11 protein-coding genes and 1 pseudogene are annotated in these 14,407 nt (G+C 51.9%); 7 read left to right on the top strand and 5 right to left on the bottom strand.

Features of this window, described 5'->3' with window-relative positions:
- Positions 1-9: 9 nt before the first annotated feature.
- From ftsE to LIZ87_RS17090, 4 genes are all read left to right on the top strand, one after another.
- Positions 10-690 carry a cell division ATP-binding protein FtsE gene (ftsE, locus tag LIZ87_RS17075; protein ID WP_178313506.1) on the top strand — a complete coding sequence of 227 codons (681 nt, stop codon included), beginning with the start codon at positions 10-12 and terminating at the stop codon, positions 688-690.
- Positions 690-1,598, top strand: a complete 909-nt coding sequence (locus LIZ87_RS17080; RefSeq protein ID WP_178313516.1) for a cell division protein FtsX — start codon at positions 690-692, stop codon at positions 1,596-1,598. The genes ftsE and LIZ87_RS17080 overlap by 1 nt, the downstream gene beginning before the upstream one ends.
- A 25-nt stretch (positions 1,599-1,623) precedes the next feature.
- Positions 1,624-2,829 (top strand): murein hydrolase activator EnvC family protein, encoded by a 1,206-nt coding sequence (locus LIZ87_RS17085; RefSeq protein ID WP_442912237.1) that lies wholly within the window; start codon positions 1,624-1,626, stop codon positions 2,827-2,829.
- 189 nt (positions 2,830-3,018) lie between these two features.
- The gene (locus LIZ87_RS17090; RefSeq protein ID WP_442912234.1) at positions 3,019-4,395 is read left to right on the top strand and encodes a S41 family peptidase; all 1,377 of its coding nucleotides are present in this window, start codon (positions 3,019-3,021) and stop codon (positions 4,393-4,395) included.
- 82 nt (positions 4,396-4,477) lie between these two features.
- Here the strand turns inward: LIZ87_RS17090 and LIZ87_RS17095 are convergent, their stop codons facing one another.
- The 3 genes from LIZ87_RS17095 to LIZ87_RS17105 form a co-directional block, all read right to left on the bottom strand.
- Entirely contained in the window at positions 4,478-6,199 is a 1,722-nt protein-coding gene (locus LIZ87_RS17095) for an FMN-binding protein (protein ID WP_227148575.1), read from the bottom strand.
- Positions 6,200-6,404: 205 nt separating this feature from the next.
- A complete protein-coding gene (locus LIZ87_RS17100) occupies positions 6,405-7,775 on the bottom strand; it encodes an MATE family efflux transporter (RefSeq protein WP_227148576.1) in 1,371 nt (456 codons plus the stop codon).
- Between the two features lie 79 nt (positions 7,776-7,854).
- Positions 7,855-8,283 carry a MarR family winged helix-turn-helix transcriptional regulator gene (locus LIZ87_RS17105; protein WP_227148577.1) on the bottom strand — a complete coding sequence of 143 codons (429 nt, stop codon included), beginning with the start codon at positions 8,281-8,283 and terminating at the stop codon, positions 7,855-7,857.
- Between the two features lie 161 nt (positions 8,284-8,444).
- On the opposite strand from LIZ87_RS17105, the gene LIZ87_RS17110 reads away from it, so the two are divergent.
- Positions 8,445-9,590, top strand: coding sequence for a DUF6070 family protein (locus LIZ87_RS17110; protein ID WP_227148578.1), 1,146 nt, complete (start codon positions 8,445-8,447; stop codon positions 9,588-9,590).
- Between the two features lie 14 nt (positions 9,591-9,604).
- On the opposite strand, the gene LIZ87_RS17115 is transcribed toward LIZ87_RS17110, so the two are convergent.
- Positions 9,605-11,089 carry an AAA family ATPase gene (locus tag LIZ87_RS17115; RefSeq protein ID WP_227148579.1) on the bottom strand — a complete coding sequence of 495 codons (1,485 nt, stop codon included), beginning with the start codon at positions 11,087-11,089 and terminating at the stop codon, positions 9,605-9,607.
- Between the two features lie 249 nt (positions 11,090-11,338).
- Between LIZ87_RS17115 and LIZ87_RS17120 the strand changes: the two genes are divergently transcribed.
- Together LIZ87_RS17120 and LIZ87_RS17125 are read left to right on the top strand one after the other, a co-directional pair.
- On the top strand, positions 11,339-11,857 hold the full coding sequence (locus tag LIZ87_RS17120) for a nitroreductase family protein (RefSeq protein WP_227148580.1): 519 nt from the start codon (positions 11,339-11,341) through the stop codon (positions 11,855-11,857).
- Between the two features lie 332 nt (positions 11,858-12,189).
- Positions 12,190-12,513, top strand: a complete 324-nt coding sequence (locus LIZ87_RS17125) for a metalloregulator ArsR/SmtB family transcription factor (RefSeq protein ID WP_330664668.1) — start codon at positions 12,190-12,192, stop codon at positions 12,511-12,513.
- Here LIZ87_RS17125 and LIZ87_RS17130 read toward each other — a convergent pair.
- Positions 12,496-14,397, bottom strand: a pseudogene (locus tag LIZ87_RS17130) (heavy metal translocating P-type ATPase). The gene LIZ87_RS17125 and the pseudogene LIZ87_RS17130 overlap by 18 nt on opposite strands.
- Positions 14,398-14,407: the final 10 nt, after the last annotated feature.

The raw sequence follows: 14,407 nt of genomic DNA on the forward strand, positions 1-14,407 counted from the left end.
TTGTGACAGATGATAGAATTGACTCATGTGAGCAAGACCTACGGCCCTGGAAGCAGGGCCGTAAAGGACTTAAACCTCACAATAGAGGACGGCGAGTTCGTATTTATAACGGGCAGGAGCGGCTCTGGAAAGAGCACCCTGCTTAAGCTTCTTTTGAAGGAGCTTGAGCCCACAAAGGGGCGGATCGTTGTCAACGATATGGATCTGGGCAGGATGCCCAGGAGATTTGTTCCCAAATACCGAAGAAAATTAGGCGTGGTCTTTCAGGACTTCCGGCTCCTGAAGGACCGCACTGTGTTTGAGAATGTTGCCTTTGCTCAGAGAGTGATCGGTGTGCCGGGGCGCACCATACGGGAGACAGTGCCTGAAATGCTCAGGCTGGTGGGACTGTCCTCTAAGTACAAGGCTTATCCCAGCCAGCTTTCCGGCGGGGAGCAGCAGAGGGTGGCCATTGCCAGGGCTTTGATCAACAATCCGGAGGTCCTGTTGGCAGATGAGCCTACGGGGAATCTGGACAGCTTTAACACCCATGAGATTATGAATCTTCTGGAGGAGATCAACCAGAGGGGGACGACTGTGGTTGTGGTAACACACAGCCAGGAGATGGTGGCCGAGATGAATAAGCGTGTCATCACGATGGACCGGGGGTCGATTATCAGTGACGTGGGAGGAGAAGCAGATACCCAATGATGAGGATTAGTACATTTTGGTATTGCCTGAAACAGGGCGTGATCAATATATGCAGAAATATTTTGTTTTCGCTGGCTTCCATAGCGACTATTTCTGCATGTATTTTTTTATTTTGTCTTTTTTTTGCCCTTATGGCAAATGTGGAGCATGGGGCGCAGATGGCGGAGAATACCGTAGGGATCACGGTATTTTTTGATGAAGGCATGTCCGAGGAGGATATCGGGGCTGTGGGCAGCGAGATCGGAGGATGGGGTGAAGTGCGGGAAATGCGCTATATTTCTGCCGACCAGGCCTGGGAGAGCTTTAAGGCCCAATATTTTGAGGGCATGGAGGAGCTGGCAGAGGGCTTTGCAGATGATAATCCCCTGGCTGGCTCTGCCTCCTATGAGATATTTTTAAGGGATATCTCCTCTCAGCAGGAGGTGGTGAACCGTCTGAACGAGCTTGCAGGTGTGCGCCGGGTAAGGTATTCCAGCGCCCTTGCAGCAGGATTTACAAGCATGGGCAAGATCATCGGCGTGATATCAGCTATGATCATCGGCGTGCTTTTAGCTGTGGCGGTTTTCCTGATCAGCAATACCATTTCCGTGGCAGCGGCCTTCCGCAGGCGGGAAAATGAGATCATGCGCTATATTGGAGCCACCAATTACATGATACGGGCGCCCTTTGTGGTGGAGGGCGTGCTGCTGGGCTTTTTCGGCGCTGTCATCCCATTGGCGGCCATCTATGTTCTCTACCAGGAGGCCATTTACTATCTGAATGAAAGATACCAGATCATCGCAGGGCTCTTTGAGCCTCTGGCCCTCCATGAAATCTTTCCCTCCATGGCAGGCTTTGCCATGGCCTTGGGAGTGGGGATCGGCTTTGTGGTAAGTTTCTTTACCATCCGCCGCCACTTAAAGGTCTAGGGGGTGAGGTTCTATGAAGAGAACGATGGAAAAGAAGCGGTTCAGGGTCCTTACCCTATCTCTGTCTCTGATGATCGGCATGGCAGCTGCATTTTCCTCCTATGCCACAAGCACCCAGATGGAGGATGCCAAAAAGAAGGTGTCTGCTCTGGAGGAGGAGAAGAAAAAGATGGAGGGAACCCTAAAGGAGCTGGAGGGATTAAAGTCGGATGCGGCTGCCTATGTAAAGCGGCTGGATGCAGACCTGTCCTCCCTGGCAGCGGAGCTCACCCAGCTGGAGGGGGAGATCAGCCAAAAGGAGGAGGAGATCGCCCAGGCCCGGGTAAGGCTTCAGGAGGCAAAAACTGTGGAGGCCCACCAGTACGATACTATGAAGCTGCGCATCAAATATATGTACGAGAATGGCGAGACCAGCTTTATGGATTCCATTGTGAGGTCCCAGAGCATTTCTGAGCTTCTTAACAGGGCAGAGTATGTGAGCCAGATCGCAGAGTATGACCGCAGGATGCTGAGGGAATACGCAGCAGCCAAGGAAGCCGTGCGCGCAGAGGAGGAAACGCTCTCTAAGGAGCATGAGGCCCTTCTGGGAATGCAGGAGTCCACAGAGGCAAAGCAGGCCTCTGTGCAGAAGCTCTTAAGCACGAAGAAGGCAGAACTGGCAGCCTTCCAGACAAAGATCGCATCGGCACAGAGTGAGATCGACCAGTATGAGGCGGACATCAAGGCCCAGGAAGATGAGATGAAGAAGATCGAGGCCGAGATGAAGCGCCGGGAGGAGGAGGCCAGGAAGAAGGCGGCGGAAGCGGGGAAAACGTATACCGTGTCAAATTTGGGGAATATTAGTTTTAAGTGGCCCTGCCCTTCCAGCAGCCGTATCACCTCCCGGTTCGGAGACAGGGAGTCGCCCACAGAGGGAGCCTCCAGCAATCACAAGGGGATCGATATCGGAGCCAGCACAGGCTCTGCCATTGTGGCGGCAGCTGACGGCGAGGTGGTAATCTCTACATACAGCTATTCCGCAGGCAATTATATCATGATCGACCATGGAGGTGGGGTGAGCACGGTATACATGCACTGCTCCCAGCTGTTAGTGAGCAAGGGGGCGAAGGTCACAAAGGGACAGACCATTGCAAAGGTGGGCTCCACCGGGTATTCTACAGGGCCTCACCTGCATTTTGGGATCCGTTCAGGAGGATCTTACGTGAACCCGCAGAAGTATGTAAGCCCCTGACCATAACCGGGACAGCAGGGGATATCTGGATGGTATTTCATACAGGGGATAAGGGCACGCGGTACTGGCATAAAAGAAGAGCCCGGCGACTATGATGTAGGGATAAGGGCGTATTCATAAAAAGATGTGTAATTCAGCCTTGCGGCGCTGGAGGCCGGGCCGCGGCTGTCAGACAGATAGGAGACAGAAGTGGAAAATCGCAGAATGGATGAACAATGGAACAGGGATGAAAAGGAGAGGGAAAACACCCCGGGCAGGGGAGGAAAAAGCCGTTTTTGGATGGGTGCTCTTGTGGGAGCCCTTGTCACTGCCTTTGCAGGGCTGATCATTGTGGGAATGTCCGCTGGCATTTACCTCTTTGGAATGCGTGTGATGAGCCGCCAGCCGGGGCTGGGCACAGAGAAGGTGGCGCCTTCTGTTACAGATGGGAAGGCAGCGGCAGCGGGCGTGGATTTCAGCCAGGTTTTAAATAAAATGAACCTGATCGAGCAGATCATCGGCCAGTATTTCCTCTATGAGCCGGATGCGGGGCAGGTGGAGGACTATATTTACCGCGGAATGATGGCAGGCCTGGACGATCCCTATTCCTCCTATTATTCGGAGGAGGATTATAAGCTCATGCGGGAGAGCACCAGCGGAACCTATTCCGGTATCGGTGCGATGCTGAGCCAGAACAGGAATACGGGGCTGTGCACCATTGTAAAGGTATTTGAGGGCTCCCCGGCCTTTGAGGCAGGGCTGAAGCCTGGGGATATTATTTATAAGGTGGAAGACCAGCTGGTGGCCGGTGAAAGCCTGGATGTTCTGGTGAGCACCTACATCAAGGGCGAGGAAGGCACCATGGTGGATATGACGGTCTACCGCGCAGACAAGGACGAATATGTGGATTTCACGATCGTGCGCCGCAAGATCGAGGTGCCGACCGTAGAGTACCGGATGCTGGCAGATAAGACAGGATATATTGCTGTCAGTGAGTTTGACCTGATCACAGTGGAGCAGTTCACGACGGCCATTGACTCCCTGACAGAGGAGGGCATGAAGGGTCTGCTGATCGATTTGCGGAATAATCCCGGAGGCGTTCTGGACGGGGCCATCAAGATGGCGGATTACATTCTTCCCGATGACCTTTCCACCTATGAAAAGGGAAAGGGAAAGACTCTGATCGTGTACACTGCAGATAAGAACGGAAAGGGAGACACCTATGTAGCCTCTGACGGCCATGAGCTGGATATCCCCATTGTCATCCTGGTAAACGGTGATTCAGCCAGCGCTTCCGAGGTATTTACAGGAGCTCTGAAGGATTATGACAAGGCGGCTGTGGTGGGAACTACCAGCTATGGCAAAGGAATCGTGCAGAATCTCATCCCTCTGGGAGATGGTTCTGCGATCAAGATCACAACAGCCCACTACTATACACCCAGCGGCTTTGACCTTCACGGAAAGGGCATAGAGCCGGATGTGGAGGTTGAGCTGTCAGAAGAATTAAAGACCCAGGCAGTGGTGGAGCCTGAGGAGGATAACCAGATACAGAAGGCATTGGAAGTGCTGAAGGAAAGACAGAAATAAATGATGTGAGGGATGAACGCAGAAAAAGGGCAGGAACCGGAGATGTGATACGGTTCCCGCCCTTTTGGACATTTTGGGGATATTATTTGCTCACAGAAATGTTGGAGCTCTTTGCATTCTCCCAGGATTTTACAATAGCGCCTAAGATGTCGCCATGGGCATCCTTAAGGCTCATGGTAGCGCCGGAGATAGCATCCATTTCACCTTTCTGCTCATCGGAAAGAGCCTCGTACTTCTTGACATCCTCCTCCTTATCAGAGGTGCCGTGGAGGGGCTTGCCGTTTAAGTCAGAGCAGTAGGTGTCAAACCAGGTGCTTACCTCATCGGCTGTCAGGCCCTTGAAGGCTTCCTCAAAGATGTTCATCTCATCCTGCCAGGTGCCGGAGCCCAGCTTATAGGTGCTGCCGCGCTCACGCTTTGTCTTCCAGCCCTCGATCTCTGCCAGGAAGGTGTCATCTGTCTGCTCAAGCACGGTATCCACTTTTTCGTCATGGTCCTCATCCGCATTGTAGCTCTGTCCGGGGAAGCCGGTCAGATGAGGCATATGCTCGCCGTCGTAGTTTGGTGTGGCGATCTCCATCACATCTGTGTAGAGAGCAACGATCTTGCCGTCTGCATCAAAGCATGCGCCTGCAGCCTGGGTGTTGAAGCTGTAGACACCTGTGTCTGTGTCATCTTTTCCAGGTCCTAAGCGGCCGGTATTGGTAAAGCCCAGGCCGATCTTTGCAACGCTGTCAGCATCCACTGGCTTTCTTGACTCATAAGCCCGCTCCAAAGCCCCAAGAATGTTGCCGTGGGCATCATTTAAGGACATGGTAGCGCTGGAAATGGCATCCAGGCCAGCCTTTGCCTCATCGGAAAGAGCCTCGTACTTCTTGATATCCTCTTCCTTATCAGAGGTGCCGTGGAGGGGCTTGCCGTTTAAGTCAGAGCAGTTGTCTGCATACCACTGCTTCACTTCCTCTATGGTCATGCCTTTGAAGGTCTCCTCGAATACATCCATTTCCTCTTCCCAGGTGCCGGAGCCCAGCTTGTAGGTGCTGCCGCGCTCACGCTTTGTGGCCCATCCGTCTACCTCAGCTAAGAAGGTGTCCTCTGTCTGCTCCAGAACAGCGTCAACCTTTTCATCATGATCCTCATCGGCATTGTAGCTCTGTCCGGGGAAGCCGGTCAGGTGGGGCATGTGCTCGCCGTCATAATTTGGTGTTGCCACCTCTAACTGGTCTACCTCCAGATCAAGGATGCGTCCCTCTTCGTCAAAGAGGACATAAGCGACCACCTCGTTGAAGCTGTAGACGCCTGTGTCTGTGTCATCCTTCCCAGGGCCTAAGCGGCCATTTGAGAAGAAGCCCAGGCCGTGGTAAAGGCCGGAGGCTGTGACTGCCTCTTCGGAAGCGTCAGAAGCAGGCTCCTCTGCTTTTTCGATTCCCATAGCAGATTGTACGGCGGCAAAAACGCCTTTGGAAGTCCAGGTAGCTCCGGATACTGCATCCACTCCCTCCAGGCTTCCCTTTTCCAGGATGGCTTCCTTCAGAGTATTTAAGGCAGCGCCTCCGATCTCCGGTGTCTCCTTGTCGCCGGAAAGCTTCAGATCAATGATCTTGTCCCCGGCCAGAGTCAGCTCTGCCAGGATGGGGCCGCCATAGCCCTCTGCCTCTCCTGCAGCGGTGGTAGTCTCCTGTCCGCCGGCAGCAGCCTTCAGGCGTGACTCCTGAATGGCATTGTAGGCAGGACCTGATACAGCAATCACCGCAGCAGAAGCCACTGCCATAATGGCCAAGCCGGTCATATTGCTTTTGTTCATGATGATCTCCTCCATCTGTTCTATTTATTTACCAGATTATCCTATCATTTCAAATAACCATTGTCAATTTATTCACAGTTTTTATGCGATAAGAATGAGAAAAATTAGTTATTCGTTTTTTTAGATAGAGGCGATGCTGCCATACCGGATCACCTTAGTGGCTCTGTTGGGCTCCGTTGGGAAGAATCACGGGCCTGGGGGCCTGTCAAAGCCTTATATCCGAGGTGCCGGATAGGTTTTCCGAGCCTTCCATTTTATGGAAGATGTGCATACACAGTACAACAGAAAGGACAATGGAAAGGAAGTCCGCTGTGGGCTGTGCATAGATCACGCCGTCCAGCCCGAATATGCGGTTCAGGAGGCAGACAGCGGGGATGAAGATAAGGCCCTGGCGGCAGATGGTCAGAACCAGGGAGGGAAGCGCCTTTCCCATGCCCTGAAGAGTGTTGATGCACAGGAACAGGATACCGATCACGGGACCGGAAAGCTGCAGGGCGATCACCATCTGGATACCGTAGGAAATGACATCCGCGTCATTGATGAAGGCCTGGATGACAAATCTCCTTGCTACTACCATGAGGAGAGTGAGAGCTGTTCCCATAATAACAGCGCACAATCCTGTGAACCAGAACACCTGCTTTAACCGCTTTTTATTCCCTGAGCCATAATTGTAGCCGATCAGGGGCTGAATGCCGGCGCAGAGGCCGATTTGGAGCAGGACAACCAGCATGTTGCTTTTTAAAGCCACGCCCATGGCAGCCACAGGAGTGTCGCCATAGCTTACAAGGACCAGATTCAGGACAATATTGGCACAGCTCATGAGGATATTGTTTAAGGAAGCAGGAATGCCGATAGAGGCAACGCTGAAGGGGATTCTGCCTGCTGTGGAGAAATCCTGAAAGCGGATGGAAAGGCTGGATCTCTTCCGAAGGAAATAGCAGACATAGTAGGCACTGGCGGCGATGTTGCCGATCACGGTGGCAATGGCAGCTCCCGCTACGCCCCAGCCCAGGAACAGGATCATAATGGGGTCCAGGACAATGTTGGTGACAGTGCCGATCATATTACCGATCATGGATTCCTTTGCAGCGCCCTCGCCGCGCAGGATATTGCCAAAGGCAGTGCCGAACATGATAAATGGCCCGCCAAAGGCGATGTAGGTCAGATATTCCCTGGCAAAGCCTACCGTGTATTCACTGGCTCCTATCAGCTTCAGGATGGCATCCATGCCTATGAGGAAAAGAACAGCCATCAAAACCCCCAGGCCGAGGGAACTGTAGCAGCAAAAGGATGAGATATTGCGGGCGCGTTCCAGCTTTTTTTCACCCAGAGAGCGGGAGATGGCAGAGCTTCCTCCGATACCAAACAGGTTGCCCAGGGCCATAAATACCATGAAAACAGGTGTTGCCAGCGATACCGCTGCCACCTGCATGGGATCGCCTGTCTGGCCGATGAAAAAGGTGTCAGCCATATTGTAGATGACTACCACCAGCATGGAGATCATGGTAGGGACCGCCATGACAGCGACAGCCTTTGGAATAGGGGCATCTTCAAAAAGTGCTTTGTTTTGATTCATTCGTACTCCTCCTCGCTTTAAAAAGTTAGCTAACTTACAATTTTGCCAAAATAAATACCAACAAAGGTTCTGTTGGCATTTACTGGATATTCTGTTTTAGACGTTCAATGATCTGGGAAAAAAGGGAAAGCTCCTCCTCGGACAGGCCTGCCTGGAGCAGCCTTTCAAAGCGGTCCAGCCGCTCCCTCATGCGTGCCCTGGCCTCCAGGCCCTTCTCTGTGATGACTAGCCGTTTCATCCTGGCATCCTCAGGTACGGAAAGGCGTTTGATATAGCCGTTCTGCTCCATCAGCTGCAGCATATGGCTGGCAGTGGAGCGGCGGATGGAAAACTGAGCTTCAATATCCCGCTGCATCACATCGGAATCCTGATGTGTATACAGATAATGCAGTACCCAGTTTTGATGGGCAGTGAGATTGTCCTCCTCCTCAGACACCATTTGGTTGATCTTGCGGTGGATCAGATTAGAGAGAGTGCGTATTTCCAGACCGATATTTTTTGGATCCATGGGTTTTTCCCATCCTTTCAGGTCTTTTCATAAGATTTAAATGTAAGCATGCGAACATTCTAGCACGGAGCCAAGGGAATGTCAAGGCTCCTTTTGCTTGACTTTTTCAGGGGATAGACATACGATCTGTTTATAATGATAGAGATGACAGGAGAAACGGAATGAAAAAGGGGAAAATGGCCATAGGCTTTTTGGGATTGGCGGCCCTTCTGGCAGGCTGTTTTTACAGTCCGGGGGAACAGAAAAAGGCGGTCAATGAGGAGCCTTTGATAGAGGAGAAGATCGAGAAAGCCTGCAGGGACATCTATGAATATTATGAGGAAAGCCGTGGAATGGAGAGTTTTGAGCGGATCGGAGAGACCGTAAAAAAGCTGGGAGAGGAGGGATGGCCTGTAGTGGATCAGGGCAACCAGTTTAATATGGAAAATCCGGCGCCGGTGAAGGCGTTCTGTGAAAAGGTAGAGAAAAAGAAGGACGGCGGGCTGGACATGATCATAGCCCTGAACAATGGTGGATTTGTCCGGTTTTCTTTTGTCACAACAGAGGGCCGGGTGGAGGTCACAGCGGATAGCTTAGCCTGGGAGGACGGCAGTCTCAATGTCATGTATACAGAAGCGTTTCCGGCATATGAATGGGTATACCCGGAGAATGGATACCTGTTTTTCGGAAAGCAATATATGGCAGGCTTTTCCGGCCCCTACAGCCATGTGGCCGTCCGGGTGGAGCCGCTGGACGCGGTCTGCCGGGAGCTCAACAGGACGTATATCCTGCCCTGGGGCTATGGCTCCAATAACGTATTTATTACGGATTGGAGTGAACATGATTACCGGGCCCTGGATTTTTATGACATATTTGAAAAGCGGTATAACAGGTATCCTCTGGATATTTCAGGGATGCTTACCGCCGAAGCAGAAGACGGAAGTGCAGTATACCAGATTCCGGAGAGAGATTTTGAGCAGGTAGTCACAGAGTATTTTCCTGTGGACAGCCAGGAGCTGAAGGCAGATACAGACTATGTACAGGCCTCCTCAGCCTATGAATTCAGGCCGAGGAGCCTGTATGACAGCGGACCGGGGGCTGAGGCCCCGTATCCTGAGGTCGTTGCTTATGAGATGAGGGAGGATGGCACCATCGAGATGACGGTAAATGCGGTCTGGCCGGAGCAAAACCAGGGGGCAGCTCTCAGCCACAGGACCGTGGTGCGCCCGCTGTCAAATGGGAGCTTCCAATACATTGAAAACCAGGTGATCTCCTCCGGGTATCATGCAGCAGAATGGTATAAACCCAGACCGGCGAAAGGGGAGTGAGAGCAGTGCGAGGCTTATGCCAGCAGAGCCCGCACCATTTCCGCATCAAAGACGACCTCAGACACATGGTTTACCTCGATCTGATAAAGGGCATTGGCCGCCATATGCTCCGCTGCCTGCTCCAGATCGCGGATACCGGAGGTATTTGCAAAGTTTTCAATGACAGCCTCCAGGGCCTCTTCTGTCACTACACACTCATTTTCATGGAGTCCCATGCGTTTTAAGACCTTAGGCAGAGCGAATTTTGAAAAGATGATCTTCTTTTCCTCCGGTGTATAGTCCGGGATATCGATCACCGCAAAGCGGGACATGAGGGGAGCGCTGATCTGGCTCTTATCGTTGGCAGTGGCAATGGGGTATACACCCACAGTCGGTATGGTACACTCGATATAATTGTCCGTAAAGCCAAGATTATCAAGAAGGGTCAGAAGGACGTCCGCGGGATTGCCATTTCCCTTTCCGGCAGCCGCCTTGTCCAGCTCATTGATGATAAAGACCAGATTGGACTCTCCGGCCATGGAGAAGGCCTCCATGATGATTCCCGGCTTTGCATTAGAATAGATCCGGGAGCTTCCGGTGAGCTGCTCCGGATCGTTGATGGAGCTCATGTCCAGAGTGGTCCAGGGGAGCTTTAAAATGCGGGCAACAGCATAGGCGATCTGGGATTTCCCTGTTCCCGCAGGACCGATCAGAAGAAGACCGTATGCAGGCAGGGTATGAGTCCGGTTGATCTGGATGATGGTCTCGATGATCCTCTGCTTCACCCGCTCCATTCCATAGAGTTCCTCATCCAGGATGCGGCGGGCCTCCTGGGGATCAATGGATTCAAAATAATTGGATTTCCACTGAATATTCGTCATAATAGAGAGAGCCCGCTGGGCATGGCGCCGTTCCTCCGGGGTAACCTCATGGGAGCGGGCAACGGCCAGGTTTCTCCGGGCCCAAAGCCTGATATTGTCCGGCAGGGTCCTTCCGGCGCAGGTCATAAAGTCCGTGATGCTTTGAAGGCTGGTAAGCTTCATATCATCGCCGGCCTCGGCCAGCTCCTCGTCCTCCGCCTCTTCAGCCGGAGCGCTGCTTGCAAACAGCCTTTCGATCATAAACTGAAGAAAACCGTCCTCCGCAGAGAGCTTCGTCCCGCCGCCAAAGGCGATCTCACGGATCCGGTAAACCGCATAGCCATCCACCCTGTTTTCACCGGACAGCCTCACATTGATATGATTTTCTCCCAGCCATCGGATCAGGCTGACAAAACGGGCATCGATCTGCAGGATATCCGCACTGACTGTCTCTTTCTCCTCCTTAAATTCAAAGGCCGTCCGTTTGCTCTGATTGGCAAAAACCCCGCAGGAATGATGCTTCCACCGTTGCTTCTGATTATCCAGCAGCAGGATGGGCTTTTCAGCAGAAGCCCCCGACTCATTGGAGCGAAAGGTGGTATAGGTACATTCAGGATCTTTTTTCATATCCGGCGTGTCGCTAAAATCAAAAACTGGCATGATAGATACTCCTTTTGTAAAATTCGATACAAATATACTGTCACGGATATCATACCATATTTTTGGGATTTGTGTGGAAATTTATGAAAATAGAAAGGGGAGCAATGCTCTCTTTCCTGCAGGGTGCTATCTTTTTGGGAAGTATCTTCCGAAAAAGTGCATTCTTGCGGTTTTGTTTTCAAGTGCTACAATTAGGTCGATGGTTGATTTGATATGCTCAAAATAAAAATACTGAAAGGACGTTATATTATGGATTTTATCACGATTGCAAAGCAGCGTATGTCGGTACGCGATTACAAAGAAACGAAGGTGGAGCCTGAGAAGCTGGAGAAAATTCTGGAGGCTGCTCATGTGGCCCCTACCGCTGCCAACCTTCAACCGGTTCACCTGATTGCTGTTCAGAGCGAGGAAGGTCTTGCGAAGATCAGCAAAGCGGCTAATATTTACAGTGCGCCCCTGGCCATTATCGTTTGTGCCGACCACAATAAGGCGTGGGTGCGGCCTTTCGACCAGAAGCAGACCGGCGATATTGACGCCTCCATCCTGGCCGACCACATGATGCTCCAGGCCACGGAGCTGGGCCTTGGAACGGTGTGGGTATGCTACTTCGATCCTGATGTTCTGCGTAAGGAATTTGACCTTCCGTCCAATCTGGAGCCGGTCAACATTCTGGTTGCCGGCTATTCTGATGCGGAAGCTGCTGACCCCAACCGTTTTGATAAAAAGCGCATCCCGATGAGCCAGCTGGTTTCCTACGAAACCCTGTAATGGAATACCCCAAGCAGCCCCTGCAAAACAGCACAGGGGCTGCGTTTTGTATCATAGGAAACTCCTCCCAAGCCTCCTATGATGCAAAAAAGCACGACCGGCAGGATGCACACGCCGCACGGAGGCTCCTCATCCGTGTGTAATCGCCCATTGCTCTGTGAAGCTCAGCCAGTTGTTCCAATTCACCAGGGCTTGGAAGGGAAAAGGTTATTTTCTCGTTTGACAGACAAGAATTATATCAGTATCATAGTCACAGGAAGGAGCTGAGCTTTATGCCGCATTATGATCTGCCTCACAACCACGGACAGAATATTGAAAAGGTTCTAAATAAAATGCCCTCGGCGGAAGGGTTTAGGGATATATCGTTTTTATTTCAGCAGCTTGGTGATCCGACCCGGCTGCGGATCCTATGGCTGCTCTGCCATTGTGAAGAATGTGTATGCAATCTTGCGGCGGCTGTGGATATGAGCGCCCCTGCTGTGTCGCATCATCTGCGTATATTAAAAAAGAGCGGGATCATTTCAAGCCGGAGGGACGGAAAAGAAGTCTATTATTCTCTGGCGGATACGCTGCAGGCAAAGCTCCTGCACCGATCCATAGATGCACTATTTGAAATATCATGTCCGGCTGAAATGCAGTCAAATTCCCCTGAATGATTGGGAAATTTGATCCTCGCTGCCCGCAGGCATATCAGGCAGCTTGACCCGCATGGCGCGGATCGCATTGAGAATAGCAATAATAGAAACGCCTACATCAGCGAACACAGCCGCCTACATATTCGCATAGCCCAGCGCACCTAAAATCAGAACCAGGAACTTAACGCCCAGGGCAAAGACGATATTCTGATTTGCAATGCGGATCGTCTTGCGGGCAATCTTCATAACTGCGGCAATTTTGGACGGTTCATCTGTCATAAGAACAACATCGGCAGCTTCAATGGCTGCATCGGAACCCAAGCCGCCCATAGCAATACCTACATCGGCCCGCGCCAGTACGGGAGCGTCATTGATACCATCCCCGACAAAGGCCAGCGTACCTTTTTCGCTTTTCTGCTTCAGCAGGCTTTCCACACGGTCAACCTTATCAGCCGGAAGCAGCTCGGTGTAAGCCTGATCCAGTCCCAGCCGACCTGCGACTTTCTTACCAATTGCATCTGCATCGCCCGTCAGCATGACCGTTTTGCGGATACCGGCAGATTTCAGCAGCTTGATTGCTGCCGGAGAGTCGCTCTTGATCTCGTCCTCAATGACAATACATCCGGCGTATTTTCCGTCACAGGCCAGGTAGACCACAGTACCGACAGCGGTGGAGGGCGCGTACTCAATATGTTTCTTCTGCATCAGCTTGGCGTTTCCGGCCAGAATCGTTTTCCCGTCAATCACGGCCTGTACGCCATGACCGGCAATTTCCTGAATATCGCAGATCCGGCTGTTGTCGATTTTCTCTCCATAGGCTTTCCTGATAGAGAGTGAAATCGGATGGTTGGAGTAATCCTCTGCATATGCAGCCAGCTCCAAAAGCTGTGAATCCTCCATGCCGACAGGGTGGATCTCGCTGACCGCAAAGGAGCCTTTTGTCAGTGTACCAGTCTTATCAAAGACTACCATCTCGGTGTGCGCCAGGGCCTCCAGGTAGTTGCTGCCCTTTACCAGAACACCGATCTTGGACGCGCCGCCGATGCCGCCGAAGAAACTAAGCGGAATGGAAATGACCAGTGCACAAGGGCAGGAAATAACCAGGAAGGTCAAGGCCCGGTAAATCCAGGTGCTAAACGGCTGCCCGGTAATCAGCGGAGGCAGGGCTGCCAGCGCCAGAGCAGCGAATACCACCACAGGGGTGTAGTATCTGGCAAAGCGTGTGATGAAATTCTCAATTTGGCCTTTCTTGTCACTTGCATTTTCAACAAGGTCAAGAATTTTTGCTACGGTAGATTCCCCAAATTCCTTTGTGGTCCGTATGGTCAGGATGCCGGTCTGGTTGATGCAGCCGCTGATAACTTCCATTCCCGGCCGGGCCTCGCGTGGCATGGCTTCGCCGGTCAGCGCCGAGGTGTCCAGAGCAGATAATCCTTTGAGAATCTTACCGTCCAGCGGGATGCGCTCTCCGGGCTTTACAACAATGGTGTCTCCGATCTGAACTTCGTTCGGGTCAACAGAAACCAGCTTTCCGTCCCTTTCAATGTTAGCATAGTCCGGGCGAATATCCATCAGGCTTGCAATGGATCTTCTGGACTTGGACACCGCATAGGACTGGAACCATTCGCCCACTTGATAAAACAGCATCACGGCGACGCCTTCTGAATGTTCTCCCAAAATCAATGCGCCGATGGTGGCAATCGTCATCAGAAAGTTTTCGTCAAACACCTGTCCATTCAGGATGTTTGTGATTGCTTTCCATACAATATCCCATCCGACAACTGCATAGCAGACAAGAAATACGATCATCTCCGCCAATTCGGGAAGATGGAGGAAACTGCCTGTAAGAAACAGCACTGCCGTTATGATAATGCGGGCGAGTAAGTGCTTTTGTTTTCGTGTCATAGTATGTTCT

The organism is Lacrimispora sp. 210928-DFI.3.58, from assembly GCF_020554865.1.
In the GTDB taxonomy this organism is placed as follows: Bacteria; Bacillota; Clostridia; order Lachnospirales; family Lachnospiraceae; genus Enterocloster.